The 25,501-nt window shown below is 60.7% G+C and carries 25 protein-coding genes and 3 pseudogenes; 23 read left to right on the forward strand and 5 right to left on the reverse strand.

Features of this window, described 5'->3' with window-relative positions; translation table 11 throughout:
- A pseudogene (locus AC1DQ3_RS26585) lies at positions 1 to 134 on the forward strand (IS630-like element ISCARN39 family transposase); the annotation flags it as partial.
- A gap of 245 nt (positions 135 to 379) precedes the next feature.
- Here AC1DQ3_RS26585 and AC1DQ3_RS26590 read toward each other — a convergent pair.
- On the reverse strand, positions 380 to 1,450 hold the full coding sequence (locus AC1DQ3_RS26590) for an MBL fold metallo-hydrolase (protein ID WP_477123147.1): 1,071 nt from the start codon (positions 1,448 to 1,450) through the stop codon (positions 380 to 382).
- Positions 1,451 to 2,114: 664 nt separating this feature from the next.
- Here AC1DQ3_RS26590 and AC1DQ3_RS26595 point away from each other — a divergent pair.
- The 4 genes and pseudogenes from AC1DQ3_RS26595 to AC1DQ3_RS26610 all read left to right on the forward strand — a co-directional run bounded on the left by AC1DQ3_RS26595 (position 2,115) and on the right by AC1DQ3_RS26610 (position 8,054).
- Positions 2,115 to 4,481 carry an acyl-CoA dehydrogenase family protein gene (locus AC1DQ3_RS26595; protein ID WP_477123148.1) on the forward strand — a complete coding sequence of 789 codons (2,367 nt, stop codon included), beginning with the start codon at positions 2,115 to 2,117 and terminating at the stop codon, positions 4,479 to 4,481.
- Positions 4,482 to 4,520: 39 nt separating this feature from the next.
- Positions 4,521 to 5,516, forward strand: coding sequence for a Bug family tripartite tricarboxylate transporter substrate binding protein (locus AC1DQ3_RS26600; RefSeq protein WP_477123149.1), 996 nt, complete (start codon positions 4,521 to 4,523; stop codon positions 5,514 to 5,516).
- Between the two features lie 165 nt (positions 5,517 to 5,681).
- Positions 5,682 to 6,781 (forward strand): annotated as a pseudogene (locus AC1DQ3_RS26605) (Zn-dependent alcohol dehydrogenase).
- Between the two features lie 313 nt (positions 6,782 to 7,094).
- On the forward strand, positions 7,095 to 8,054 hold the full coding sequence (locus tag AC1DQ3_RS26610) for an IS5 family transposase (protein ID WP_477123150.1): 960 nt from the start codon (positions 7,095 to 7,097) through the stop codon (positions 8,052 to 8,054).
- Between the two features lie 300 nt (positions 8,055 to 8,354).
- On the opposite strand, the gene AC1DQ3_RS26615 is transcribed toward AC1DQ3_RS26610, so the two are convergent.
- On the reverse strand, positions 8,355 to 8,699 hold the full coding sequence (locus AC1DQ3_RS26615; protein ID WP_477123200.1) for a zinc-finger-containing protein: 345 nt from the start codon (positions 8,697 to 8,699) through the stop codon (positions 8,355 to 8,357).
- Between the two features lie 111 nt (positions 8,700 to 8,810).
- A pseudogene (locus AC1DQ3_RS26620) lies at positions 8,811 to 9,712 on the reverse strand (phage Gp37/Gp68 family protein).
- 245 nt (positions 9,713 to 9,957) lie between these two features.
- On the opposite strand from AC1DQ3_RS26620, the gene AC1DQ3_RS26625 reads away from it, so the two are divergent.
- The 9 genes from AC1DQ3_RS26625 (at position 9,958) to AC1DQ3_RS26665 (ending at position 13,876) form a co-directional block, all read left to right on the forward strand.
- Positions 9,958 to 10,170, forward strand: coding sequence for a hypothetical protein (locus AC1DQ3_RS26625; RefSeq protein WP_477123151.1), 213 nt, complete (start codon positions 9,958 to 9,960; stop codon positions 10,168 to 10,170).
- An 87-nt stretch (positions 10,171 to 10,257) separates the two neighbouring features.
- Positions 10,258 to 10,494, forward strand: a complete 237-nt coding sequence (locus AC1DQ3_RS26630) for a hypothetical protein (protein ID WP_477123152.1) — start codon at positions 10,258 to 10,260, stop codon at positions 10,492 to 10,494.
- A gap of 73 nt (positions 10,495 to 10,567) precedes the next feature.
- Complete coding sequence (locus tag AC1DQ3_RS26635) at positions 10,568 to 10,885, forward strand: hypothetical protein (RefSeq protein WP_477123153.1); 318 nt, start codon at positions 10,568 to 10,570, stop codon at positions 10,883 to 10,885.
- A gap of 116 nt (positions 10,886 to 11,001) precedes the next feature.
- Positions 11,002 to 11,244 (forward strand): hypothetical protein, encoded by a 243-nt coding sequence (locus AC1DQ3_RS26640; protein WP_477123202.1) that lies wholly within the window; start codon positions 11,002 to 11,004, stop codon positions 11,242 to 11,244.
- Positions 11,245 to 11,525: 281 nt separating this feature from the next.
- Positions 11,526 to 11,945 (forward strand): tail fiber assembly protein, encoded by a 420-nt coding sequence (locus AC1DQ3_RS26645; RefSeq protein ID WP_477123154.1) that lies wholly within the window; start codon positions 11,526 to 11,528, stop codon positions 11,943 to 11,945.
- Positions 11,906 to 12,037 carry a phage tail assembly chaperone gene (locus AC1DQ3_RS26650; RefSeq protein WP_477123155.1) on the forward strand — a complete coding sequence of 44 codons (132 nt, stop codon included), beginning with the start codon at positions 11,906 to 11,908 and terminating at the stop codon, positions 12,035 to 12,037. Before AC1DQ3_RS26645 ends, AC1DQ3_RS26650 begins: the two co-directional genes overlap by 40 nt.
- 107 nt (positions 12,038 to 12,144) lie before the next feature.
- Positions 12,145 to 12,477, forward strand: coding sequence for a hypothetical protein (locus tag AC1DQ3_RS26655; protein ID WP_477123156.1), 333 nt, complete (start codon positions 12,145 to 12,147; stop codon positions 12,475 to 12,477).
- Positions 12,449 to 13,273 (forward strand): hypothetical protein, encoded by an 825-nt coding sequence (locus AC1DQ3_RS26660; RefSeq protein ID WP_477123157.1) that lies wholly within the window; start codon positions 12,449 to 12,451, stop codon positions 13,271 to 13,273. Before AC1DQ3_RS26655 ends, AC1DQ3_RS26660 begins: the two co-directional genes overlap by 29 nt.
- 339 nt (positions 13,274 to 13,612) lie before the next feature.
- Complete coding sequence (locus tag AC1DQ3_RS26665) at positions 13,613 to 13,876, forward strand: phage holin family protein (protein ID WP_477123158.1); 264 nt, start codon at positions 13,613 to 13,615, stop codon at positions 13,874 to 13,876.
- A gap of 1,026 nt (positions 13,877 to 14,902) precedes the next feature.
- On the opposite strand, the gene AC1DQ3_RS26670 is transcribed toward AC1DQ3_RS26665, so the two are convergent.
- Together AC1DQ3_RS26670 and AC1DQ3_RS26675 are read right to left on the reverse strand one after the other, a co-directional pair.
- Complete coding sequence (locus tag AC1DQ3_RS26670; RefSeq protein ID WP_477123159.1) at positions 14,903 to 15,424, reverse strand: SOS response-associated peptidase family protein; 522 nt, start codon at positions 15,422 to 15,424, stop codon at positions 14,903 to 14,905.
- 145 nt (positions 15,425 to 15,569) lie between these two features.
- Complete coding sequence (locus AC1DQ3_RS26675) at positions 15,570 to 15,962, reverse strand: LysR substrate-binding domain-containing protein (protein ID WP_477123201.1); 393 nt, start codon at positions 15,960 to 15,962, stop codon at positions 15,570 to 15,572.
- Between the two features lie 267 nt (positions 15,963 to 16,229).
- Between AC1DQ3_RS26675 and AC1DQ3_RS26680 the strand changes: the two genes are divergently transcribed.
- The 9 genes from AC1DQ3_RS26680 (at position 16,230) to AC1DQ3_RS26720 (ending at position 25,370) form a co-directional block, all read left to right on the forward strand.
- On the forward strand, positions 16,230 to 16,988 hold the full coding sequence (locus tag AC1DQ3_RS26680; RefSeq protein ID WP_477123160.1) for an IclR family transcriptional regulator: 759 nt from the start codon (positions 16,230 to 16,232) through the stop codon (positions 16,986 to 16,988).
- Between the two features lie 61 nt (positions 16,989 to 17,049).
- The gene (locus AC1DQ3_RS26685; RefSeq protein WP_477123161.1) at positions 17,050 to 18,111 is read left to right on the forward strand and encodes a TRAP transporter substrate-binding protein; all 1,062 of its coding nucleotides are present in this window, start codon (positions 17,050 to 17,052) and stop codon (positions 18,109 to 18,111) included.
- A 17-nt stretch (positions 18,112 to 18,128) separates the two neighbouring features.
- Positions 18,129 to 18,686 carry a TRAP transporter small permease gene (locus AC1DQ3_RS26690; RefSeq protein ID WP_477123162.1) on the forward strand — a complete coding sequence of 186 codons (558 nt, stop codon included), beginning with the start codon at positions 18,129 to 18,131 and terminating at the stop codon, positions 18,684 to 18,686.
- Between the two features lies 1 nt (position 18,687).
- On the forward strand, positions 18,688 to 19,977 hold the full coding sequence (locus tag AC1DQ3_RS26695) for a TRAP transporter large permease (protein ID WP_477123163.1): 1,290 nt from the start codon (positions 18,688 to 18,690) through the stop codon (positions 19,975 to 19,977).
- An 8-nt stretch (positions 19,978 to 19,985) separates the two neighbouring features.
- The gene (locus AC1DQ3_RS26700) at positions 19,986 to 20,963 is read left to right on the forward strand and encodes an NADPH:quinone oxidoreductase family protein (RefSeq protein WP_477123164.1); all 978 of its coding nucleotides are present in this window, start codon (positions 19,986 to 19,988) and stop codon (positions 20,961 to 20,963) included.
- Positions 20,960 to 21,757 (forward strand): enoyl-CoA hydratase/isomerase family protein, encoded by a 798-nt coding sequence (locus AC1DQ3_RS26705; protein WP_477123165.1) that lies wholly within the window; start codon positions 20,960 to 20,962, stop codon positions 21,755 to 21,757. The genes AC1DQ3_RS26700 and AC1DQ3_RS26705 overlap by 4 nt, the downstream gene beginning before the upstream one ends.
- 12 nt (positions 21,758 to 21,769) lie before the next feature.
- Positions 21,770 to 23,407, forward strand: coding sequence for a class I adenylate-forming enzyme family protein (locus tag AC1DQ3_RS26710; protein ID WP_477123166.1), 1,638 nt, complete (start codon positions 21,770 to 21,772; stop codon positions 23,405 to 23,407).
- A 73-nt stretch (positions 23,408 to 23,480) separates the two neighbouring features.
- Complete coding sequence (locus AC1DQ3_RS26715) at positions 23,481 to 24,035, forward strand: OsmC family protein (protein ID WP_477123167.1); 555 nt, start codon at positions 23,481 to 23,483, stop codon at positions 24,033 to 24,035.
- A 120-nt stretch (positions 24,036 to 24,155) separates the two neighbouring features.
- Positions 24,156 to 25,370: an MFS transporter gene (locus AC1DQ3_RS26720; RefSeq protein ID WP_477123168.1), complete on the forward strand. Its 1,215-nt coding sequence runs from the start codon at positions 24,156 to 24,158 to the stop codon at positions 25,368 to 25,370.
- The last annotated feature ends 131 nt before the right edge of the window (positions 25,371 to 25,501 follow it).

Here is a 25,501-nt window from a genome sequence, read left to right on the forward strand (position 1 = left end):
GCCGCCATGCTCTGGCCAACTACTGCCCACACTCGCTCGCCGAACTCAAAACGACCGCCCGCAATCGGCTGCGCAGCGCACAGCAACGCGCCAACATCATTGCCGCGTGCTGGAAGCAGGCCGAGTTGTGGTGATGTCATCATTTATGCAAGTCTCAATAGATGGCAAGCTGGAGGAGCGATTTTTCGACAAGTACCCATACTTCCGATCGCCAGAGCTCCGATTGAGCACGTAGACGAGCGCCTCCCCCAATCTCTTTCCACTCCCAGAATTAACGATCGCCAACAGCAGGATCTGGACGTAGTGAAGAGAGTGGCGAGCGGACGGCGGTCAACGACGTCTGAACCTGGCCGTCCTGCCCGCCCCATCCACCGGGCCATCAAGCCTTGCGATACCGCGCGATGCCGTCCGCGCCCACCTCCATCACGGCCTCTTCCCGATGCACGAGATAGTTCAGGTGGGCAATGCTCTCGCCGGTTGCCATGCCCAGCAGCGCGGGCTCGCCACCGATGGGACGGGAGAACAGCTCGCCGAACACATCCACCGCCCGCCTTGGCTCGGTCAGCGCCGCGCGCAGCCGGTCGAGCGCTTGATGCTGGCTGCGCTCAAGGTAAGCGACGCGCGCGTGCAGGCCACGGAACGGCTCGTTGTGCGCCGGCAGCACCAGTACGTCGTCCGGTACTTCCTGGCGCAGCTTGGCGAGCGACGCCAGCCAGTCGCCCATCGGATCGGCATCGGGCTCGGTCGGGAAGACGGAGACATTGGAAGAGATGCGCGGCAGGATCTGGTCGCCGCTGATCAGGATCTTCAATGCCTCGCTATACAGGCAGGCGTGTTCGGGCGAGTGGCCGTTGCCAACCACGACCCGCCACTGGTGCTCGCCAATCGTCAGGTTCTCGCCATCGCGCAAGCGCCGGTAGCTGTCGGGCAAGGCATGGACGTACTTGCCGAAGCCGCCAAAGCGCACGCGGTAGGCCTCGATGGCGTTGTCGTCCCAGCCCGCGCGGCGATAAAAGCGCACGCCGTCTTCGGGCGCCTCGCGGCCCGTGTCCGCCGCGAGCACGCGGCAGTTCAGGTACTCCAGCCGGGTCATCCACAGGCGGCAGGCGAACTTGCGGGTCAGCCAGCCGGCCATGCCGATATGGTCGGGGTGCATGTGCGTGACGAAGAGCCGGGTCAGGCCGTCCGCCAGCGCGCCCTCCTGCGCGAAGAGATCGCGCCAGGCGGCGGCGGTTTCGCTGGTTTGCAACCCGGCGTCGACCCCGGCCCACCCCTTGCCGTCGCGCACCGCCCACAGGTTGATATGGCTCAGCGCAAACGGCATGGGCATGCGGATCCATAGCACGCCCGGCACGATCTCAACCGCGCTGCCTGGCGCCGGCGCGTCTCCGCATGCGTAGTCGAGAACAGGCTTGCTCTCGGGAGAGGGGGTCAAACTCTCGTCGCTCATGTTGTTTTCCTTGGGTCCGTGCGGACATGCCGGCCGCGCCGCTCGGCGCGCGGGATACTGCACCGGCATGGGGCAAGGCGGCGCATCTTGCGTGCGACGCCGTGAGCGATTCTACCGAGGTCCGGCCGGTCGCGCAGCAGCACGTACCTGGCCGCAATGCGCGGCTCGCCTTGCGGCACCACCAGCAATTCGCCGGCAGGCGGGGTATATCCAGATTCTATATCCGGCATCAAAAAACGATCTTGGACATTTAAGGGCGCCGGGGCAATAGTGGGGCCACTGCCGCGAAAGTCGGCGGATCCCGGCAAAGATATCGCGCGGAGACACGATGAGACTGAACCGCTGTACTTTCCTGAAGGCCGCACCGGACCGCTTGGCGCAAAGCCCTGCAACGACGTCGTGCTGCAGGCATTCGGCGGCATGATCTGCACGATGGGAGGCCGGTGGGCCGCCCGCGCGAGCAAGCTTCTCGCCTGTCGATCCCGGCCCGGCATGCATGCCTAAAGCGGCATCCTTGCTGCGCTGATCGAGCGTCAGAACACTGGCTGTGGCACGTACGTCGAAGATGCGCCGAAGTTCGCCACGAACGCCGGGCCTGATACAGGACGGGAGCCCCGTTCGGGCGGCACACAGATCCAATAGCGTTCTCATAGAAGGAATGACCATGCCAGATTTCCCGAACACCGGCACGCCCGGTAGCTCTCTGGAAACATTGCGCAAGCAGATCCGCGATTTCCTGCACGAGGCAGTTCCGCCCGACATCCGCGCCGCCACGCGCGCGCACTGCCTCGTCACGCGCGAGCAGGCTGCCAGATGGCACCGCATCCTGCACGCGCGCGGCTGGGCTGCGCCCGGTTGGCCACGCGAGCACGGCGGCCCGGGCTGGTCGCTGGTGGAGCAGGCCATTTTCCGGGAGGAACTCGCTGCAAGCGACGCGCCCTATGTGGAGAACCTGGGTATCGACACGATCGGCCCTACGCTGATCCGCCATGGCACGCCTGAACAATGCCGGCGCTTCTTGCCCGGCATGCTCACCTTCGACGACTTCTGGGCGCAGGGGTACTCCGAGCCCGATGCCGGCTCGGACCTGGCATCGCTGCGCACTGTAGCGCGCCGCGATGGCGATATGTGGGTCGTCAATGGCACCAAGATCTGGCAGAGCCTCGGGCATTGGGCCAACTGGGCTCTGGTGCTGGCACGCACGGACACTGCCGCGCAACGCAAGCAGAACGGGATTTCGGTGCTGCTGATCGATCTGCGCTCGCCCGGCGTGACGGTACGTCCCATCCGCTATATCAATGGCTCGCACCTTCACGTCCAGATGTTCTTTGATGATGTGCGTGTCCCGGCCGCAAACCTGGTCGGTATGGAGAATTCAGGCTGGGCCATCGCCAAGGGCCTGCTGGTCATCGAGCGCCTGTTTGTGGCACGGGTGGCCGAGTGCAAGGCAGAACTCTCCCGAGCCGCGGTGCTGGTCGAGCAGCAGCACGGCGGCGACGATCCGGCGCTACGCATGGAGCACGCCCTGTTCAGGCGCCGCCACGCCACCCTGGACATTCGCATGCGCGCACTCGAGGCGGCGTGGTGGCCTGCCGTGCAGCAGGCCGCGCAAGGCGGTAGTCCCCAACTGGAAGCTTCCCTGCTGAAACTCGAAGGCATCCAGTTGCTGCAGGACCTGCACCTGTTCAGCATGGATGCCCATGGCACCGCGTCCCTGGCGTTCGATCCGGAAGCCGTCGAGGGCAGGCCAGGCGACGGGCTGACCGGGCACGCCGGGAACCTGGCCCTGCACATGTGGCGTTACCGCGGCAGTTCACTGGCCGGCGGCTCCTCCGAGATACAGCTCCAGATCATCGCCAAGGCGATCTTTGCCGGACAGACCGAAATCGACGGCCCGCGTGCCGATCACCTGGGCGAACAGCAGGCCATGATGGCCGATACCGTACGCCGCTGGCTGGGCAAGCACTACAGCTTCGAGCGCAGGCAGAAGATCATCGGCACGCATGGAGGCTTCGATGAAGCAGCGTGGACCGGCCTGGCCGAACTTGGCCTGACCGGCCTGGCCATTCCGGAGGCAGCCGGAGGCCTGGGCAACACCATTGCAGACCTGCTGCCGATCATCGAAGCGCTGGGCGAAGCGCTGGTTCTGGAACCGCTGCCGTGGAGCGCGGTGCTCGCCACGCAGGCGCTGCTCGCCGCGCCGCATGGCCCAGTCCGCGACGCGCTGTTGGCGGCTCTGGCGAGCGGACAGACCCGCTGCGCGCTGGCTTGCGGTGACGGCGCCGGCGATGGCCGGATACCGCGGCCGAAGATCACGGCGCAGCGCACCGGCGAAGGCTGGCTTCTGGATGGTGTCAATCCGATGGTGATGGGTGGCGCCCAGGCCCATCGCTTTGTCGTGGCAGCGTGTCTGAGTGACGGCGGCATCGGCCTGTTCGACGTGCCGGCAAACATCGGCGGCATTGGCAAACGCGTTTATCAGCTCCACGACGGGCGCAGCGCGGCTGACCTGCACCTGGACGGCGTGGTGCTGACGCGCGCCGCATTGCTCGCCGGCCCCGAACATGCCCCCGCGTCCATTCGACAGGCCCTGGCACTGGCCACGGTAGCGCTCTGCGCGGAGAGCGTCGGCGCCATGCGGCGCGCACTGGGCATCACGGTCGAATACCTGCGTACACGCAAGCAATTCGGTCGCACCTTGTCGGAACAACAGGTCCTCCAGCACCGCGTGGCTGAACACTACCGCGCATGGAACAACGCGCACCATCTGGTGCGGCAGGCACTGGCAGACTGGGATACCGTGCAACCGGCGGAACGCGAGCGCCGCGTCAGCGCGGCCAAGTACATGACCGGTACCGCCGGCCGCAGTATCGCACTGGATGTCTTGCAGTTGCATGGCGCCATCGGCCTGCAGGACGAGACAGCCATCAGCCATTACAGCAAGCGGCTGATCGGCAATGAGCTGCTTTTGGGCAATGCCGCCACGCATCTCGGGCGCTTTGCCGCCACCATGTACGCTCCCCCAATGTAGTACGGCAAGGACATCGACGGAACCAAGTGGAGAAGACCTATGCATGCAACGCCCCCGAAAAAGCACCTCGCCCTTTCGCTCGTCTGCGCCCTGACCGCGACGGCGCTGTCTGCCACTGCCGGCACGCAGCCGGATACGACATGGCCAAAGCGGCCGGTCACAATCGTTGTGCCGGGCGCGGCAGGTGGCACCATCGATATTCCAATCCGGCTGCTGGCCAGGAAACTCAGCGCGCGCCTCGGGCAGTCCGTCGTCGTCGACAACCGCCCCGGCAGCGGCGGCATCATCGGAACGCAGGCAGCGCTGCGTGCGCCGGCCGACGGCTACACGTTGCTGGCGGGCAATGTCGGCCCGCAAGCGATCAACTATAGCGCCTACAAGCACCTCACCTATGCGCCGTCGGATCTGACCCCGGTCACCGACATCATCGCCTTTCCCAATGTCTTGGTGGTAAATGCCCAGTCGCCCATCAGGAGCGTGGCCGACCTGGTCGCGCAACTCAGGCAACAACCCGGTAGACTTTCCTTCGGCTCAGCTGGTATTGGCCAGACCAGCCATCTTGTGGGCGAACTCTTCAAGATGCGCACCGGCACCGATGCCATTCACGTGCCATACAAGGGTTCCACGCCTGCCACCACGGCATTGGTGGCAGGGGAAACGACATTCCAGTTCGACAACCTGACACAGGCACTGCCGCATATCCGCTCGGGAAAGCTGCGCGCGCTCGCCGTGACTTCGGCGCAGCGCATGCCGAGCCTGCCAGAGGCACCCACGATGGTGGAGGCCGGCTTTGACGGTTTCCTCTCGACTGCGTGGATCGGCATCTTCGTTGCTGCCAAGACGCCGCCGGCGGTCGTCTCCCAGTTGGAGCAGCAGCTTGCCGTGGTCATGCGCGATCCGGAGCTGCAGGCCCAGATCCGCGAAATGGGGGGCGTTGCGGGAGGCCAGCCACCAGAGAAGTTCGCCGCATTCGTGGCAAGCGAGCGAAAGCAGTGGGGAGAAGTCATCCGGACGGCTCATCTGACGCTGGATTGATTGACTTCGCGGGTGCTGAGCATGAAGGGGCCCGGCGCGGCCCTGCCGGTCGATGGCGGACGCGGGGGTCCCAGGCTGCAAGATACTGACGTTCCGCAACTGCAGCGAGCCCTTCCGGTTGCCCCGGGGTGTAGCGCAACGCAGCCAGACCAAGGAGAGAGACAAATGAAAGCGGCTCTACTGGAGCAAGTTGGCGCACCGCTTGCCATTCATGAAATCGCCATCGGGCAACCGGCCCCGCATGAGGTGCTGGTGCGCACTGCGGCCGTGGGTCTGTGTCATAGCGATCTGCATATGATGCAGGGCACTTATCCCTTGCCGCTCCCAGCCGTGCTGGGGCATGAAGTATCGGGCGTGGTGGAGGCGGTTGGCTCGCACGTTTCCGGACTGCGTCCGGGCGACCACGTGGTGGGATGCCTTTCCGTCTACTGTGGCCACTGTCCAGTGTGCGTGTCCGGCCACCAGGTCCTGTGCCAGGATCCGGAGGTGAAGATGCCGCCCGGGAAGGCCAGTCGCCTGACGCTGGCCGGCAATCCTGTCAGCCAGGTATTCAACTCTCGGGATTCGCGGAAAAAATCCTGGTCCATGCGAATGCACTGGTGAAGATCCGCCATGACATGCCGCTGGACCGCGCTGCGCTGCTTGGCTGCGCCGTCATCACAGGAACCGGAGCCGTATTCCATAGCGCGAAGGTAGCGCCCGGCAGCAGCGTGGTTGTGGTCGGATGCGGCGGAGTCGGGCTGTCCGTAGTCAACGGCGCGGCCATTGCCGGCGCCGCCCGCATCATTGCCGTCGACATGCTCCCCGACAAGCTCGAAATGGCGCGGAAATTCGGTGCCACGGACGTCGTCAACGCGGCGGATTCCGATGCGGCCGAGCGGGTCCTGGCCCTGACCGGAGGGGGCGTGGACCACGCTTTCGAATGTATCGGCCGCAAGGAGACCGCCGAGCAGTGCTATGCGATGCTGGCACCGGGCGGGACCGCTACGGTGATCGGCCTGTTCAAGCCGGGACTCAAGATCGAGTTGCCGGCCACGGATTTCCTCCGCGAAAAGCGCATTCAGGGATCCCTGATGGGCTCGAATCGCCTGAGCCTCGATATCCCCAGGCTGGTCGAACTGTACATGCAGGGAAAGCTGCTGCTGGACGAACTGATCTCGCGGCGTCTGCCGCTGGACGCGATCAACGAGGGCTTCAGCGCGATGCAATCAGGACATGTCGCACGCAGCGTGATCGTCTTTCCGGGCGTTGGTGGCCTGCAATAGGAGTCGGTCCGCCAATCAATCTACAAGTTGGGGTAAATGAATGACAGAACGAGTGTTTCCCGAAAAGGCCGGGTCGAAGGCGTCCGAACATTTCGATGTCTTGATCGTCGGGGCCGGCATCTAGGGGATAGCATCCCAATCCACGCTATAAGGTCTTTAGTACCTGCTGCTTACGCTTCAAGTAGTGCGTTACCGCGGTGTTGTTGCATAAATCCGGCTGCCGCGCGGGCTGACGTTTACGCGCAACAGTTAGGCTGGTACCTCTGTTAACTCTTCGCGGACTTGCGTAGATTCTCGATCTTTTCCCGAGAAGATGCGCAAGGATGTACACAAGCGAAGCGAGCCCAAAGGCGTCTATCGCGTCAGGAACTGGGCGCAGTACAACGCTGGCTTGATTGCCAGGGGCGACGTGACGATGTGGATTGACCAGAGCGTACTGAACATGGCGCCCCAGGGCGGAGCGCCCAGGCGGGGGCGGCCGCACGTCTACCCGGACGCAGCGATTCAGATGCTGCTCGGGCTCAAGCAAGTCTTCCATCTGCCTCTGCGGGCCCTTCAGGGTTTCGCGCGTAGCCTGCGCGAGCTCGCTTTTCTCGACCTGCCGGTACCCAACTACACGACGTTGAGCCGCCGCGCTCAGGAGCTTGAGGTGACATTGCCCGCCTCGTACACCGGCGAACCGATGCACCTGCTGGTGGACAGCACCGGCGTGAAGCTGTATGGCGAAGGCGAATGGAAGGTGCGCAAACACGGCTATTCGAAGCGGCGCACCTGGCGCAAGGTGCATCTGGCTCTGGACGCGAAGACCGGCCAGGTATCCGCGGCACTGATGACTCACCAGGATGCTCCGGATGCCGACGTGTTGCCCGATCTGCTCGATCAGATCCCCGCAGACGTGCCCATCGGAACCGTCGGCGGTGACGGTGCGTATGACACGAGGCAGTGCCACGCTCAAATCGAGGCCCGCGGCGCGCAACCGTCGATCCCTCCGCGCGAAGGGGCTGCGCCTTGGTCTGAGAGAACGCCTGGCGCGCAGTGGCGCAACGAAGCCATCGACGCCATTGCGCGAAACGGGCGAGGGAAATGGAAGAAGGCCTGCGGCTACCACCGCCGCTCGCTGGTCGAGAACCTGATGTATCGGCTCACGACGCTCACGGGCAATCGCCTGTGGGCACGCGGCATCGGCTCGCAAGCAACCGAGGTGGCGATCCGCGTGGGCGTGCTCAACCGCATGGCGGCTCTCGCACGCCCGCAGTCCGTCCGCATTGCCTGATTTTCGGATCAGGGGGGTCATTTTGTCTTCAGATTCGATTAATGCAACAACGCCCGTTACCGCATTCGCATGCAAAGCTCGCTTCGCGGCCGCCGGTTAGGCTTTGCCGGGAGGGAGTCGAACCCTCTGGAATCCAACGAATGGTTTCCGCCCATACTTCGGTACTTCCCCCACTCCCAGTCTTATCCTGGCGCTATACAACCCCCCTCTGCCTCGACATCCATCCACTTCTGCCTCGCACCTTCGCTCTGGCCGGCGGTACTTCTGTATAAGGAGATGGGTTAAATGAGGCTGTGAGGGTCATGCTGTCACCCCCATCCGCTTCGCTTCCTTGGCGAGTTGCTGGCACACGACCACCACGCGCTGGCACGTCTGCACGTCAAACCATCCAATGTGGCATTCCTCGACATTAGCGATGCCGAGTTGCCCGGCCAGCCAGATGTAAGCCTCCGAGCGCGTCATGCGCCGGCTCTCCCAGATCGGGTTGAATACCGACTTCGTGCGCGTCCGGGCCTGCCGCGTCGGCGCATCCGCCAGGGTGCCCAGCGGGATGTTCGTGAACGGATGCATGCCCACGTAGGCGTGGCAGTTCTTGCCCGTGCAGCGGTAGGCCCACGGCCAACCGCCATACTCGCGACCGTAGATTGGCGATTACCACCGGCGCGGCGGAGAATAGGCAATGCGTCGGCGCCGGCAGCGGGTTCTTGACGCGCACAAGGGCGCGGCGCGACGGGTTCCAGGGCGTCTTGTGGCTGGTCATGCCGCGCTCCCCGGGAATCCATCGTGTTGCACACCATCGAGCAGGCGACCGGCGGCCTTCTTGCCGCAGCGGAACATGACGCCAGGCTTGCGGGGCTCGGGGCGCGGTGTGTCGGCATGCGCGTGCGCGGAATTGCACAGGCAGTTCGGCGCCCACTCGCCATGCTGCTTAAATAAGAACGGCACGCCGGCCGCAGCGCACTGGTCGCGCAGGCTCCGGGCCCAGTCCGGATGCATCGGGCGGGCGCTGGCGCCGCTCTCGCCGCCGACGATCACCCAATCCACGATCTTCTGGCGCCCGGTGCCGCGGCAGAATGGGCAGCGCGCGTGGTCGTAGTGATCCGGGTCGTCGCATCGATCCCCGTTACAGCAGTGGTTGCACCGATCACCGCCTCACAACATCGTTGGGAAGCGCAGATCCACCGGCCCCAGCAGCGGCTCCATGCTCAGGAAGCGCACGCGCGCCGGCACGGCCATCAGCTTCGGGATGTCGCGGTTGACCTCGGCCTGGTTGCTGATGGTGCACCGAGCCACAGGTTATGCCAGGGCACATCCGCCCATTCGGTAAGACCATGTGACAGTACGCCGAGCGCTTCGTCCAGCATGGCGTGTGCGTTGCCGATTCGCTTCGTCAGAAGCAGCCAGTCGAGATTCGGTGTCGCCGCAATCAGTTCAAGTAGGTCTACGCGCCAGGCCGGATCCACGGCGTTGTCGAACACGTCGGCTAGGCTGGCGCAGAAGACGCGTTGCCGTCGGTTGTGCTCGAACCAGAATCTCTCGGCGTCAGCGTTCCATTTCAGTGGCTTGCGCCAGTTTGATTCGCTGCTGCGGCGCCGCGGTGCGCCCGGGCCCCAGTTCACGGCCGTGCCGCCACCGAAGCGAGCGTTGCGCGTCTCCACATAGCAATGGTCACAGCCGGGGCCGACTTTCTGGCAACCCTACCAGGGGTTGAAAGTGTGGTCGGTCCACTCAATTTTGGTGTTCTCGCTGACGCCGCGGTCCTCCTCATCGCTACCCCCATAACGAGGGGGATGCAGAGCCGGCGTCCAGGCCGCACGGCGTGGCGTTGCATGCTAGGCTTTATTAAGTGGCCATTGAAATTGCAACGTAGCGTCCTCAGGCGCCGATAGGAGAAACGTTCCCCATGTCCATCGAAAAGTACCGAGGTTACATAGTTGAGGGTTTTGCAAAGCCGTCGGGAAGCGGAGAGTTTGCAGCCCTGGGGCGCGTGAGTATGGATCACCGCGTGATTGAAGAGTCCGACGCGCTTGGGTTCTACACGACGCGCGAGGATGCCCAGCACAACGCGATCCTGTGGGCTCAGAAGTACGTTGATCGCCTGGAACGCCCGCATTGAGGGTATAGCGCGCGCACCATTGGGCCGCTGAAGAGGGTGGGGCGTTCTTTAGTCAGCTACGATCCTTGTCAGCCTTGGGTGATAGTCATGAGTCGCCTCACCGAATACCGTGGGTTCGTGATCAACGCTGATCTGGTTAGCACCTCCGAGGACATGTTCGATGTCTGGTTCCAGATCGAAGGTCCGATGAAGCCGCCGGGCGCCGCAGCATTCGGCAAGCGAATCAAGGTCCATGGCGGCCCGTTCTCCCGTCGCTGGGCGCATCGGGTCGCGGAAGAGGCGGGCAGAGCCGCGGTGGACGTCATTCCGGGCGTCGAGGAATAGGCTCACCCCGCCATCCCCATCCGTCTCGCTTCCTTCGCATGCTACGATCCTGCGAAACGTTGGGAGGCAAGCCATGGCGAACTTCGAAAGCGATGACGAAATACTCGATTGGATTGCTAAACACAGTGAGGACGAATTCCGGCAGAACGTAGAGCGCCACGCGTTCGGCAACACGCGTTTGGAGAATGCTCGGGCATATCTCGCTAGGATCGACAGCCGGCGAGCCGGGATACGCGAGGAACGAGCGCTTCTGGCGACGGAGCAGGCGGCAGGAGCAGCGCTGGACCAAGCCGAGACTGCGCGACAAGCGCTCCGCATTTCGAAATGGGCTCTCGGTATAGCTATCGTTTCCGCATCTGTGACGGTGGCCGGTTTGTTATTCGGAAAATAGCCCATTACATCACCTCCGCTGTCTGCGCGACCGACAGCGCCACAGCAACCGGCCGCACCCAGACCGGCGTCGTCGACAACATGAACGTCTCGCCGGACTCGGCCAGCAGCAGGGTGGTGCCCATCACCTCCACAATCGCGCGCGCTGTCGGCTTCAAGCGCGGCAGGGCGGCCGGCCAGCACCAGGCGCAGGCGCTTACCTTCGATGCGCGTGGAGCCAATGCTGCTTTGCGCGCCGGCGTGATATTGCTTCGCTTCGATCTCAGTGATGCTCCCTGCCGGACCTATCGTGCTGACCTCGACATAGCCCGCTGGCGCTCCGCCGTGCCATGGGCCGCGCAGCACCAGGTCATTCGGTAGTGCTCAGGCCGCCGACATCGCACCTCACGCGCACGCCAGTCCGTCGACGCTGGGAACGGACGGCGGTGGCGGTACCGCGCGCGGGGACGGTAATGCGGGCGGTGCCAACTCGACCACCAGCAACTCGACTGGCACCGTAACGCGCCCGCGCAATATCGCGCTGCTCGCCTGCATCAAGTACTGAGGACCGACATGGAAACCACAACTATCATCCCGTCAGCGGCGGGCTCCTTGGCAATGGCCTGACCGACGACAACCCGCTGAAGGCTGATGACCCCATCGTGCCCGGCTATGCCACCCCGACCGCGCCGCCGGCGGCCAGTGAGCGCCGCGTCGCGCTGTATCTGGCGGCCACCGGGCGGCCCCCGCAGAATTGGCGGGATGGTGCCTGGACGCTGGTGCCCGACTACCGCGCCGAGCCGCTCTTCCGCACCGCTGACGGCGCGCCGTTCATGCTCGGCGCCGAGTACACCGGCCTGGGGGATCTCCCGTCGTTCCTGACCGACGAGCCGCGCCCGTCGCCCGCGCATAAGTGGGTCAACGAGGGATGGACGCTAGATGTGGCGCTGGAGACCGAGCGGCTCGCCGCGGCCGCGCGCGTCCAGCGAGACGCGCTGCTGGCCGAGGCCGACCGGCTGATCGCGCCGCTGATGACGGCTTCGTGCTTGGGGAACTGGACGCTGACGACACGCTGCACCTGAAGGCGCTGAGCCAGTACCGCAAGGACTTGCGTGCTGTCACCGCCCAGGCAGGCTTCCCGCGCGCTATCACCTGGCCGACAAAGCCCGTCTGATCCAACCCATCACCGGGCGCGCCCCCGCGCGGTGTGCCCATGACCACAGACTTCAAACGCGGCCAGGCCACTCCTACGCCGGCCAGATCCTGAACAACGGCGCCGTTATGGACTTCACCGGCTGGACCCACCCGAGCACGGAAGGCTGGACATGCTGGCGGGCATCGTCGCAATCACCGGCCAGCCAGCCGGCCGCCTACCATGCCGGCCGCGCCGCCGATGCGCAGGCGCAGAACTATGCTGGTGCGCATACCATCTATCCGCTGGTGGTGGAGGGAGACGATTACGAGCTGATCACCGATGGCTGGTTTGGCGGGAATGGCCCTGGCTACATTGACTTCGGCGGTGACGTTGGAAGCGTCCATCAGTGTTGGCGACATCATCTCGCGAAATGGCAGCGCAGCCTTTGCGATGATCTCTGGCCAGGCGCCGATCAATAATGCCGGCATGCTCCGCATCCTGCTGAATGCGCGTCGCCCAACGTATTTCCAGAGTGGCGGTCGTATCGGAATCTATCGACATAAGTGCGCCAAGATTCCAGGCGCCAAGGCGATCCTGAGCGACAGCAGATACACCGTCATTCGGAAGTGCATCATCTATGGCTCTGGGCCGAACTACGTGATCCTAGGATCGATGCCCGGCGAGCCTGGACTGAGCGCGTGGAACCTCAAAGCCTCCGACTGGCTGCTGCATCCGGATCAAGGGCTGCTGTCGATGGCTGGGGCTGGCGCCGGCCTGCAGAATGGCAACCTGCTCTTGCAGCAGGGCCGTGACTTCACCACGACCGGCACGTACTGCTATCTGCTGGCGACCGATGCGATGAGGCCGGGAACGCAAGTCCCGGAGCCAATTGAGCTAGTCATAAACGGCGCGCTGACGACGTATCCGTTGGTCACGCTCCTGCAGCGCGGCGGCGAGTTCCGGACGTTGTTCGCCAAGCTGGCGACGCCCGGTTCCACGGACACCGTGGCTGTGGTGAACGTCAACGGCACGGACATCATGACGCTGACGTTCGCTGACGTTCGCAGCCGGAGCGCAATTCGCATCCACCGACTGGCCGACTGCCCTGCTGGTTGCGCTCCGTTTCTCGGACATCAGCCTGCGCCTAATAACCGTTGGAACCGGCGCCAAGGACCTGTCCGTGCTGATCGACATCTAGTAGTCCGCCGACTCATCCCAGCCCGCCGCTTGCGGGCATTTCCCTTTCCAGCGCTGACGCCGCAGGCAAAAAAATAGACCGGACCGCGCGGGGGCGACTAATCCGGTCCTGCGCAGCGGCGCGAAAGGTGAAGCAGCTACCGCTGCGAGGCGCGAATTTAAACATATCAAGATCTGATATAGGCGTCGCTTAATCCTCATGTTGTTGTAAGCCAACACTTAATAATGGGCGAAGCCCGTCGTGTGCGGCCTTTGCCATCTCCAGCGCAGAACGCCGCGCGCAAGAGCCACCCCCGAGTGCCGGTGCATTCGAAGCGCTGACACGCAAGATCAACGGCGGCCTCAATGGGCTGGCCGACCGCCAGGAACGCTGGGCGCGCGCAAAGCAATTCATCAAGGGATAACGGGGAGGGTTACATGCAAGAGCACGAAAAGAACCTGGCAATATTGGCCGTAATGGGCGCGATGATCGCCCTGGGGAAGCTGCTCACGAGCGATGAACACCTGACATTCCGGCTGATCATTGGCCGGGCGCTGCTGGGCGCGACCACGTCGATGATTGTCGGCGTGGGCCTGATCCAGTTTCCAGATCTGCCGCCGCTGGCGTTCTATGGCATCGGCAGTGGCCTCGGCAAGGATGAAGTTTTCGCCGCATATTCCGCATTGCGAAAAGCCCGATAGATAGCTTGAAAATGTGTGCCCGCAAAAAAGAAGGCGCGATTGGTGTCGCGCCTCTACGTGCCGGGATTCATACACGGGGAGCGTAGAACCGGGGAGAGGCAATAGCCTCTAGGAACAATCTATTCGAAAGTGGGAAAGAGAGCAATTTCCACGCAATATCATCAGATTTGACAAAAATATCAAAGCATCCGACCGACCGGCCAGCGGTGGGAGTTGGGCACCTGCATAGTGTGTGGCTCACGGGAAGGCAGAATGATGAAAGCGTGGCATGCGCTTTGCTTTGCAATAGACAGGACCGGGGCATATTCTCGAATAGGGGCTTGGGTACTTCGCAAGTATTCTGGAGGTCGCCATGAAATCAGTGATCCACCACTTTCACTCCAACCCACCGCACCATGGTATGCGGTACTACCTTGCGATTGCGGTCTGGCTGCTGGTGCCGGCGCTAGCCTACCTAGTGTGGGGGGTGATTTCGGCAAGCCTGTGAGGTGGCGAGTGTTGCAAGTAGTAAGCCGGATATACAAAAAGCTCCCTAGTGGTCACACTTGCCGAGTTGGCTAGCGGCCCTAGATTTAATGGGAGTAGCTGCATCACAGCGGAGCTACATCATGTTGCGGGTATCGGTGCTGTTTCTAATGCTTCTGGCCTTGCGAGCGTTTTACTTGCATCGGCACGTTGCGACCATGGTATTGGTTCGACGCGACTCGTCGGGATGGTTCAGTCACGAGCTGCGCCGGCGCGTTTTATTGGTGGCAGTTCCCGGACACATTTCCACATACCCCGTTCCGAGAGAGGAGCGCGTCCGTGTCGTTAGGATGGCCGGACTGGTTCTATGGCACAAGGAACTCAGCATTGCGCTGCCGAATGAGGCATGTTCGCATCTGGCAGATATTTCTCCGCAGGAGTTCGATACCCGCTTTCCCAGTTGGCTGCAATTGGGTCCTCCGAGGCAGGGAGCTTAGTGCGCGCCTGCATCCGATGGGAGCGAAAAGGGCCTCGCCGGTACCGGGCGCTATTCGGAGGATGTCATACCTTCTCTTTGATGGTCTGCGGCGCCGGCTCTGCATCCATCCGCTCTGCTGGGTATGGCCGCATGAAGCTGCGCGCCAGATCCGGACCCCGGCACGTCAACCAGTCATCCCATTCCGACCGCGGCACGATCACAATCATCCGTTTTTCTTTGCCCGGCGCATGGAAGCGATTCATCAGTGGGTGCTTGTCTGAGTTTACCGTCAGCATGGTGAAGCTGAATACCTCGGCGCCGGCCTCGCGCGGCCAGGCCCGCCATAGCCCCGCAATCGCGAAATCGGGTTCGTCCTTTAACCAGATTCGCCAGCGAACCGACTTGGCCCCGCTCTCATAGTTGGGTTCGTAGAAACTGGTAGCCGGTAACGGTAAGGTGCAGCCCATGGACGCGCACACCTCAAGGTACAACTTATGGACATCAGGGATGGATGGAGTTAGATCCCCCGACAGGCTGTTGTCGACCCTCTGCCGCCGTTCGACCCCGCGCGGTTCCGGCGGCAGCTTCCAAGGTACAACGGCCATTCAGCCAGCCTTGCTGACTGGCGCGTGATCTGCAAACTGCGACGTTCGGAGAGTATGGCCAACAGCCAAAAGCTCACCAGATATGCTCGATCTGGAAATGTCATTCGGGTGCAGCAAAATATCTGTGCATGCCGTCTCTTCAGAGTCAGCGCGCGCGTTCAGAACCGACATCGTCCAGCCAAGCCACGTCTGACCTCCACGTGGCGTGCGCGATAAAGTTCTGCAACTTCTCGCGCATCATTGCCATCCATGCCTCTGCGAAGCGCGAGGGAGGCTGATCACGCAGGGTTGTGATCGCGACCGTAGAGCGAATCGCCGGCCGCTCTATACGGTGCGCCACCAATTCTCCCGATTCGATCTCTTGCTGGATGGCGACATAAGTCAGTATGGAGTACCCCAATCCTGCCTTGACCAGGCGCTTCGTTAGTGCAACGCTGTCCACTTCCAGCGCCACGCGCAAGCGGACCCCGTGCTGGATTGCCGCCTGCTCGACCAGACGCCGGTTGCTATGGGGACGGCCGGGCAGGATGAGCGGGATGTCGCCGGCAGCTCTGGACCTTGACTCTGCCCGGGCCGCCTCTACTCGACCAGAAGGAGACCGGCTGGATGATCATCAGAGCCCGATCGGCCGTTTGGAAAACGCAAGCAAGGCCCACGGTCTCGAATGAGCCTTGAGCTTGTCGTCGCTGGCGGAGCCGACTCGAATAGTGGTAGACCCTGAGCCCAATCGCCTTGACGCCTTATCTTCTCATCCATAAACTGGGATCCAATCTCACTTTTTGGTTTCAATGTGACTGCTCCTCCCATGCCGCTGGCCCGCTATCATCAGGTTCTGCTTGCTGTTTCCAACAATCCTGCAGGTTTGGATCTAGCCGGAATTGTGAGATCGACCGGCTTACCCAAGAGCACAAGTCATCGATTGGCGACTGCCCTGGTTGCCGTTGGATATCTCGAGGCACCAGAGAGCGTGAATGGCCCTTACCAGTTGGGCCCGTCGCTTGGCGAGTTGCTCAAGCGGTACGCGCAGGCTGATCGCAGGCGCGCCGCCTTCCGCTCGGCCCTGCAATATCTCGTCGCAACCGTCGGGGAGAGTGCATTCTTTGCCGAGTACGCGAACGGTCGCGTGGAACTGATCGAGGCTGTTCCACCGCCGACATCCTCGCGCTCCTACATCCACCCTGGCACGGGTCTGCGCCCCCTCGATCGCTGCTCTTCAAGCAAAGCAATTCTCGCGTACCTTGCCTCGGACGAAATCAAGCGACTCTATAAGTCCGGTGCCTTCGAGGCATCGGGACTGACACCGCTTCCTCTGCCACAAGTACTACAGCAACTCAAGGAGGTGCACAGTAATGGCTATGCCTTATGTGACGGCGAGATTGAAGAGGGGGTGGCGAGCATTGCGTGTCCTGTGGCGATTGGTGCCATGCGGGGTATTTACAGCATTGGTATCGTGGGCCCCGCGGCACGCCTGAAAAGTCACTCGCTGCCTGATTTTATCGAGAAAATAAAAAAAGCAGCAGATATGGCTTCTGATAACATATTTCAGGACGATCCGAAAAAATAAAATAACTACGAATTTACAATTAATTCACAGGCATTTTTTATAAATCATGGGGGAGGCAAAAATGAAAGATAAATCGACCATTAAATATGGAGYTTCAAAATGTGGCGGTATGCTCGGCACGGCCGCGGTCGCGCTGATACTGATCTTGGATGCCGGAAATGTCGAGGCGCAGGAGAAGGTCAAGATCAGATTTGCGGACTGGATGCCAGTCTCACATTACACCGTAGTTAATGGTGCGAAGATCTTCATGGAGAAGGTCGTCGAGCTGTCGAAAGGCCAAATTGAGTTCCAGTATTTCCCCGCCGAGCAGCTAGGTAAGGCCAAGGACATGGCGACCCTGGCTCAGAGCGGGGTCGCCGATCTCGTCGACGTATCGCCGTCCTACATCAGTGAAAAATTTCCCCTTTCCAGCGTTGCCGAACTACCGGGATTTTTTCAGACTGCATGCGAAGGAAGCAACGCCTACGCAAAGCTCGTCAAAGAGGGGGGCATTCTCGCTGAAAAGGAGTTTAAACCGAATGGCCTGCATGTCTTGGCTTCGGTAGCGTATGCGCCATACAAAGTGCTGACGACAAAGAAAGAAATCACCAGCTTGCATGACTTCGTTGGCTTGAAACTCCGTACCGCCGGCGGGGCGATGGATCTCACGGCAACCAAACTCGGGGCAGTATCCGTGCGCATGGCGGGTCCGGACATTCTTCCTTCAATGACCCGCGGCACCCTCGATGGGGCGCTGGCTCCGCTGCAAAGCGTAAAGACCTTTGGCCTGCAGAGCGCCCTGAAGCATATGGCCGTCAACACGAGTCTTGGGAGTTTTGTCACGGTATATGCCGTGAGTGAGAAGGCCTGGGCTCGTTTTCCAGAAAGTGTCCGCCAGATCCTTATTCAAGCTGGCGCTTATACGACGAAGCACCATTGTGAGTATGTGGACCGACAAGAGGTGAATGAAATAACCGATCTGGAGAAGAGCGGAATCAAGGCTAGCATGTTCCCTCCAAAGGAAATAAAGGCTATCGAAGATTCGCTGGTTTCCGTTCGAAGTGAATGGGCTTCGTCGCTCGACAAGCGCGGTCGACCCGGATCTGGCACGCTCAAGGATTTTGCTATCGCTCTTCAGAAATGATATCGACGGAGATCAAGATGCGAAATTCTCTTATTAGAATGGATCGATGGCTTCGAAGAGTAGATCTTGCCTATATCAGTGTGGCATCCATTTTCGCGGTTGTGATGATGCTTGTCACCTTTGCGGATGTGGGTATGCGATATATTTTTAATGCTCCCTTGGCGTGGGCGTACGATCTTGTTACTAACTATCTTCTGCTCAGTACCTTCTTCCTTTCATTTTCCTACGCGTTGAGCCGCAATGAGCACGTTGCAATCGACGTGTTTGCACAGCGTCTGCCGAGCGCCTGGTATCACGGCGGGCTTGCCGGAGGGTATTTGATCGTTACCGTCGTTTTTGCGACCATAGGATGGCTGGGGTTGCAAGAGACCATACAGGCGTACTCGACAAGCGAAGCCATGATGGGGGCACTCGTATGGCCAATGTGGCCTGCCAAGGCCATTGTGCCACTTGGTATGCTGCCGCTCTTCCTTCGCACCGCCCATCGAGGCATCGCTCATCTTTTGGCCGAAGGCGATGATGAGTTCCAGGGCGCGCTGGCGCTTGCACCCTCTATCGAATCGGGGATCGAATAACATGACCCTCCCACTCTCGGCATTACTGCTTCTCCTCCTGCTAACCGTAGGTGTCCCGGTCGCATTCTCCCTCGCCATCGCAGGCTCTGCCGGCCTGGTCGCATGGGGGGGAGGCGACCTGCTGGTCGGCATTCTTTCAACGGCGCCCTATTCAGCGGTCAGTAGCTACGAGTTTCTTACCATTCCGATGTTCTTGCTCATGGCGCAACTCATGGTGGCAAGCCAGATTTCAAACAGCTTGTTCTCCGCGATTGCGGCCTGGACAGGGCGCCTGCCAGGCGGACTTGGCATCGCCACCGCCGTGTCTGGCGCTGCATTCGGTGCCATTTCCGGCTCCAGTACCGCATCGGCTGCTACGTTAGCATCCGCGGCTATCCCGTCGATGGTGAAGGCGGGATACGAGCCGCGGTTTGCTTATGGGATAGTTTCGATCTCGGGCACCCTGGCTATGCTTATCCCGCCGAGCGTGGCGATCATATTCTTTGGTCTCCTGAGCGGCCTGAGCGTGGCAAAACTGCTTGTTGCGGGCATTATCCCCGCAGCGCTTGTTGTCGTCACGATCGTCCTGACGATCTGGCTACTTATTTGGCTGGACCCAAAGCGCGCACCGAATCGTCGGTCTTATACGTGGCGCGAGAAGCTTCAGACTCTGCCTGTAGCCGGGCCCTTCATCTTCCTCTTCGGCATTGTCACCGGCTTTATCTACCTCGGTATCGCGACGCCGGTCGAATCGTCGGCTATCGGCGCGTTTGGCGCGTTGCTCTTCACGATCTACACACGTAAGTTCAGCTGGTCGATGTTCGCGGATGCCTTGCTCAAAACTTGTTCGACTAGCGCGATGCTCGCCCTGATCGTTACATGCGCACAAATTTTTGGGTATTTCCTGACCGTTACTGAAGCGACGCAGCACCTGATCGCCTATGTGCACTCCCTGGGCCTCTCGCCATACATGGTCTTGGCTTTCCTGGTCGTCATGTACCTGGTGCTCGGCTGCTTTCTCGATCAGTTGTCGATTCTTATCCTTACCGTCCCGGTGGTAATCCCACTCATTATTCAGCTCGGATTTGATCCAATCTGGTTTGGCATATTGAAGATCGTCCTGGCGGAAATAGGGATGGTTGCACCTCCGATTGGTTTGAATGTCTTTGTGGTAGCGAAGACCGCCAATGTCCCCGTCAAGGAGGTGTTCCATGGCATCTGGCCGCATGTGGTGGCGCATCTGCTGTTTATTGTGCTGCTGATTGCGTTTCCGCAGCTTGCCCTGTGGCTACCGTCCACAATGCAGCAATGAGGGCGCTAATGTGCAAGGCTTGGGGCTGGCCGCAGCGACTGCCTATTGTTGAGACCGCTGTTCCGGAAATTACTAAGCATGAGGTTCTGGTGAAGGTGGCTGCGGCAGGACTCAATTTCGCCGACAGCGTGCTGCTGGCCGGCCGCTATCAGAGTTCGGTGACTCCGCCCTTCATTCCTGGTGCAGAGTTTTCGGGAACGATCGTCTCCACCGGTGCGGATGTGACGCACTTGCGGCCGGGTGATCGCGTCATGGGGCAGGTGGAGCAGGGCGCCTACGCGGAGTATGTAGCGGCCGATTCACGCCGCCTGGTCCGGATCCCGGACGCAATGCCGATGCACGTTGCTGCGGGATTCTTCATTCCATACGGCACGGCATTCTGCGGGCTGACCGAGCGTATTGGGAATCGTGCTCCTGGATCGTTGCTGGTAATAGGGGCCAGCGGCGGTGTTGGGCTCGCGGCGGTCGAACTAGGTCGAGCACTTGGATGGCGGGTGATTGGTGCGGCGCGAGGGGAAGAAAAGCTGGCCGTGGTTCGCGCGCACGGTGCCATAGCCACAATCGATTATGCGGCCGAGGACTTGACGCAGGCGGTCAAGGGTTATACCGGCGACGCTGGAGTCGATGTTGTGTTCGATACCGTGGGTGGGGACTATACCCAAAGCGCATTACGCTGTCTGGCCTGGGAGGGGAAGCTTGTTTTGGTTGGTTTCACGAGTGGGAGCAGTACGCATCTTCCTACGAACCACGTATTGGTGAAAAACTGCGATATTGTGGGATTGTTCTGGGGCAGTTATCAGTTGCGTAGACCACAGTCGACAGAAAAAGCATTTGACGCACTTTTCTCAATGTATCGGCAGGGGCTGCTGCAGCCAAGAATTTCCGGAAGATTTTCGCTGTCAATGGTCGATCAGGCGATAAATCGGCTTCTGAATCGCGAATTTGTTGGAAAAATAGTTATTGATATTGAAGAGAGAAACTTATGATTAATTATGAAGAAGCCATCCGTTTCACTAGGCCAGCACGTGGGGTCGCAATGCTTACTATCAATCGCGCGGCTCAGCGCAATGCAATCAATGATAAGGTCATCGAATCAATGCTGGTTTCGATCGAGGAATTGCGCAATGATTCGACGGTGCGGGCAATCGTGCTGACGGGAGGTGAGGAGTTTTTCTCGGCAGGCGCGGATGTATCTACCTTCGCGGAGTTTGCGCGTCTGCCGGACACCAGCGTCAAGATCAAGCTGGCCAGGCAAGGTAGTCGGATGTGCGCCGAATGGGAGTCATTGCCTCAGGTAACAATTGCGGCGATTGAGGGCGGCGCGGTTGGAGGCGGACTAGCGCTCGCGCTGGCGTGCGATTGGCGCGTGATGGCCAATGACGCATGGTGCTACGTCCCCGAAGTGAAGCTTGGCCTGAATTATGGGTGGAGCGCCCTTCCCCGGCTGGTTGGACTAGTCGGCCCGGCGCGAGCAAAGACCATGTCAATCTTGTGCCAGCGTCATGGCGCCGACGAAATGCTGCAGTGGGGTCTCGCGGACCGCGTGGCCGCGAAGGGGGGGGCAATTCAGGCGGCACTGGCGCTGGCTGAGGAGGTCTGCGCCATGCCGAAGCTGCCGGTGCAGATCATCAAGCAGTCGATTAACGATTTCTCCGTGGCCTTGAACGCAGTCGCCTCCCATAGGGATGCCGGCGATATGCTGTTGTGTATGCAGGATGAGGAGGGGGCGGCGGCGCGGCTAGTGGCACTGGGCGCTCTAGAAGAAAAGAAGCGTACCTGATCGGAGACGGGGATGCCTATCATAAGTGACACTATTCAAACGCAGCGGCTTGCGCTGGCCGCCGGATCCGTTCCCACGCTTGCGGAAGTGCTCGACCGACACGTCGCCCAGTATCCGCAGCGAGCTGCCTTTGTCGACGACGATGGCGTCGCCGTCAGCTATGGCGAGCTTCAGCGAAATGTCGATCACTGCGTCAATGCCCTGCTTGCCGCCGGTATGCGCAGGGGAGATTGCCTTGCCGTTTTGTCTTATCCGTGCCAGGAGGTGATGACACTGTTCATTGCCGCTGCGCGCCTCGGATTGCTTTGGCTTGGCTTGAATCCGAAGTATCAACGGCCGGAGCTCGAATACATCGTTGCCGATGCGCAGCCCAGCATGCTGGTGGGCATATCGGAATTTGAAGGTCGCAACTATGCACTGGACATTGCATTCCTGCGGACGCTCCCGCATCGACCAGTGAAGACCATCGAACTTGGTCGTGTTGGTATCCGCGATGATGCCTTCGACATCAGCTTCGCCGAGTGGCTGACCTCGGGTGAACATATTTCGAATGTGGTGCGCAATGCAGCTATCGCGAGCGCCGATATCGCAGCTCCGTTACTGCTTGTCTACACGTCAGGGTCTAGCGGCAAGCCGAAGGGTGTCTTGCTGCGGCAACGTGACCTGGTGCGGCGTAGTTTCACGCAAAACACCAGATTTCCGGCGCAGGATTATCCACGACTCATCAATCCGCTGCCGATCAATCACATCGGCGGCATGCATTTTCTGTCGTTGTACGCCTTCGTCGGGGGCGGTACAGTATATTTCCAAAGCCGATTCAAAGCTGAGATGTATATCAGAGCCTTGCGAGAAGGCGCGATCAATGTCTTGATCGCACTGCCTACGATGGTTAAGTACATCGTGGACCAGCCAGACTTCGAACCGGCACTGTTCGGTTCTTTGGACTGGTTCATATTCTCGGGGGCTTCCATGCCTGTCGAGTTGCTTGAGATACTGAACGCCACAGGCTGCAAGGTTGGATTGACGTATGGCATGACCGAGACGTGCGGATCCGTCACATACTCTGATCGAGATGCAAGTATCGAGGTTCTTGCAAATACCATCGGGCGGCCAGTACCGAAAGGAGAGGCAAGAGTTGCTGATGAGCATGGAAAGGACTGCGAGCCGGGAGTCACCGGTGAATTGCAGGTCCGTGCCGAATTCAGTATGGGGGGGTACCTCAACCGGCCGGATGCGACGGCGTCCGCCTATACGGCGGATGGATGGCTCAGGACCGGAGACCTGGCCGAGTTGCGTGATGACGGAAATATCCGTTTCGTCGGACGTATCAGTGAAATGTTCAAGTCGGGTGGCTACAACGTGTATCCACGAGAGGTCGAGCTTGCGATCGAGCAGCATTCGGATGTGCTGCTGACCGCTGTAGTCGGGGTGCCGGATCGCACTTTCTCGGAAGTAGGTTGGGCATTTGTGGTCGCCAAGGCCGGCTGTTCGCTGACAAGCGAAGCGCTTGTCTCATGGTGCCGTGACCGGCTCGCTAACTACAAGATTCCAAAGCGCTTCCTGCTCTGCAAGGATCTTCCCCTCTTGCCAGTCGGAAAGGTTGACAAACAGAGACTGAGGAAGGAAGCGACTGAATCGGCCAGTGTCTAGCGCATGTGCGTGGTTTATATAAATGAAAGATTTTGACATTTCTAATGCTGCATCTGTAAAAATAGGAGATCAAATGAACAACCAATATCCGTTTGTTGACCCCAAGACGCTGGCGGACACGGTAGCCGCCGTGCGAGAGAACCCGGAACTTGGCAAGGTGACGTTTCGTCTGGACAGCGAGTCAAGCGGAGGCCTTCGTCTGACGTCGCAAACGGGGGCGCTAAGCCAGGCAGGTCAAATGAGCGAATCGCGTCGCGGAAAGTATCGCCTGGAGAGCGATGAGCCGGAGACCCTGCTCGGCAGTGATACGGCGGTAAGTCCGGCGGAATATGTACTAAAAGCCCTGGCAGGCTGTTACGCGGTCACGCTTGTGTCAACGGCTGCGGAGCGTGGCATTCGGCTGGAGAAGCTTGCGCTTGATCTGGAATGTGACATCGATCTCAATGGTTTCCTCGGCACCGACAAGGGGGTTCGATCCGGGGCACAGGAGATTCGCGTCAATGTATCGGTGAATAGTCAGAATGCGTCGCAAGATGAGATTCGGGAGTTGATCCAGACGCTGGAGTGGCGCTCTCCGATTCGCGATACCCTGGCGAATCCCGTCAAGGTTACGACGCTGTTGAAGTAGCGGCTTCGAATGTAGGTTTCGACGAGAGGACGTTAGCGTCCTCTCGCCGATCTTTCGAACATGGCATCCGGAGATCCCGATGACAGGGGCGCCACAGTCTCCTTGCCACACCCGGAAAAAATGATCGAACACACGGACCAGGCGATAGACGTCAACGGGCGCGAGCGGCGAATGGACCCCGTCCTGATCATCGCGCTCGCCCAATTGTTCAGTACGTCAATGTGGTTCAGTGCGAACAGCGCGGCCGATGACCTGTTGAGAGCGTGGTCGATCACTGCATCGGACATTGGGCTCCTGACGGCTTCAGTCCAGATTGGATTCATTCTCGGGACGATGGTCTTTGCGGTGACGGGCATTGCAGACAGGTATCCGGCGAGTCGGATCTTTGCAGTGTGCTCTATACTGGGTGCCACCTTCAATGTCATGTTTGCCTGCTTGTCAGCCGGGCTGACAAGCGCCATTGTGCTTCGCTTCCTGGTCGGGCTTTCGCTCGCGGGCATTTATCCCATCGGGATGAAATTGATCATTGGTTGGGCGCCACGGCGAGCGCCGACCGCGTTAGCGTTGCTGGTAGGCATGCTCACGCTTGGCACCGCATTGCCCCACGGCATGCACATGCTCGCGTCTTCCTGGCCGTGGCAGTATGTCATCGCCACCTCGTCACTGCTGGCCGTCATCGCCGCGGCAGTCATCTATGCCCAGGGCGATGGCTCGCATCGTCCTTGTGCGGCCCGCACAGCATTACGCGGTCAGGGCGCGCTGACGGCATTCCGGAATCCCCGGTTTCGCGCGGTCGCGATCGGTTACTTCGGGCACATGTGGGAGCTCTACACGTTCTGGACCCTGGTGCCGATGCTCGTACTCCGCGCGGCGTTGAATCAACGACTCCACAGCGCAGGCAGTTCGGGTCTCTCTTTCGCTATCATCGCGACGGGCGCGCTTGGATGCGTTCTGGCTGGGGTGCTGACCAGATGGATCAGCAGCGAGAAGATCGCCGCCGGTGCGCTGGCCATTTCCGGGGCCTGCTGCCTCCTGTTTCCTTTGGTGGCCGAGCAAATCTCCGCCGAAATGCTGTTCGCATTCATGCTCGTCTGGGGTGCGGCAGTCGTGGCGGATTCGCCACAGTTTTCCGCGCTCGCTGCAAAGGAATGCCCGCCGAATCTGATCGGGAGTGCGCTAGCAATTCAGAACTCCATTGGCTTTGCGCTTACGGTCGTATCGATCGGCATAGCCACGTCATGCTTTCAGCGCGTCGGGTTTCACGTTGCGTGGCTGTTGCTGCCCGGGCCTGTAATTGGACTATTGGGATTCCTGCCGAGGTGGGGACGTCGCTGAGGCCGGAACGGTAGAGGCGCTATGTCGGGTGCGACACGAGGCGGACGTTACGCCAGATATGATTACGTGCCGAGCGGCTCCTCAGCGCGCACAGCGAAACGTGCCTGATTCCATTACCAGTCTGGGCTGGC

Source organism: Cupriavidus sp. 01T418, assembly GCF_056398885.1.

Coding starts and splice junctions, on each gene's coding strand:
- AC1DQ3_RS26655 (WP_477123156.1), top strand. CDS start 12,145: ATGGACTTCACCGGCTGGACCCACCCGAGCACGGAAGGCTGGACATGC.
- AC1DQ3_RS26690 (WP_477123162.1), top strand. CDS start 18,129: ATGCGAAATTCTCTTATTAGAATGGATCGATGGCTTCGAAGAGTAGAT.
- AC1DQ3_RS26660 (WP_477123157.1), top strand. CDS start 12,449: ATGATCTCTGGCCAGGCGCCGATCAATAATGCCGGCATGCTCCGCATC.
- AC1DQ3_RS26600 (WP_477123149.1), top strand. CDS start 4,521: ATGCATGCAACGCCCCCGAAAAAGCACCTCGCCCTTTCGCTCGTCTGC.
- AC1DQ3_RS26625 (WP_477123151.1), top strand. CDS start 9,958: ATGTCCATCGAAAAGTACCGAGGTTACATAGTTGAGGGTTTTGCAAAG.
- AC1DQ3_RS26710 (WP_477123166.1), top strand. CDS start 21,770: ATGCCTATCATAAGTGACACTATTCAAACGCAGCGGCTTGCGCTGGCC.
- AC1DQ3_RS26700 (WP_477123164.1), top strand. CDS start 19,986: ATGTGCAAGGCTTGGGGCTGGCCGCAGCGACTGCCTATTGTTGAGACC.
- AC1DQ3_RS26695 (WP_477123163.1), top strand. CDS start 18,688: ATGACCCTCCCACTCTCGGCATTACTGCTTCTCCTCCTGCTAACCGTA.
- AC1DQ3_RS26630 (WP_477123152.1), top strand. CDS start 10,258: ATGAGTCGCCTCACCGAATACCGTGGGTTCGTGATCAACGCTGATCTG.
- AC1DQ3_RS26680 (WP_477123160.1), top strand. CDS start 16,230: ATGCCGCTGGCCCGCTATCATCAGGTTCTGCTTGCTGTTTCCAACAAT.
- AC1DQ3_RS26610 (WP_477123150.1), top strand. CDS start 7,095: ATGCGCAAGGATGTACACAAGCGAAGCGAGCCCAAAGGCGTCTATCGC.
- AC1DQ3_RS26665 (WP_477123158.1), top strand. CDS start 13,613: ATGCAAGAGCACGAAAAGAACCTGGCAATATTGGCCGTAATGGGCGCG.
- AC1DQ3_RS26720 (WP_477123168.1), top strand. CDS start 24,156: ATGATCGAACACACGGACCAGGCGATAGACGTCAACGGGCGCGAGCGG.
- AC1DQ3_RS26590 (WP_477123147.1), bottom strand. CDS start 1,450: ATGAGCGACGAGAGTTTGACCCCCTCTCCCGAGAGCAAGCCTGTTCTC.
- AC1DQ3_RS26670 (WP_477123159.1), bottom strand. CDS start 15,424: ATGGCCGTTGTACCTTGGAAGCTGCCGCCGGAACCGCGCGGGGTCGAA.
- AC1DQ3_RS26705 (WP_477123165.1), top strand. CDS start 20,960: ATGATTAATTATGAAGAAGCCATCCGTTTCACTAGGCCAGCACGTGGG.
- AC1DQ3_RS26715 (WP_477123167.1), top strand. CDS start 23,481: ATGAACAACCAATATCCGTTTGTTGACCCCAAGACGCTGGCGGACACG.
- AC1DQ3_RS26595 (WP_477123148.1), top strand. CDS start 2,115: ATGCCAGATTTCCCGAACACCGGCACGCCCGGTAGCTCTCTGGAAACA.
- AC1DQ3_RS26635 (WP_477123153.1), top strand. CDS start 10,568: ATGGCGAACTTCGAAAGCGATGACGAAATACTCGATTGGATTGCTAAA.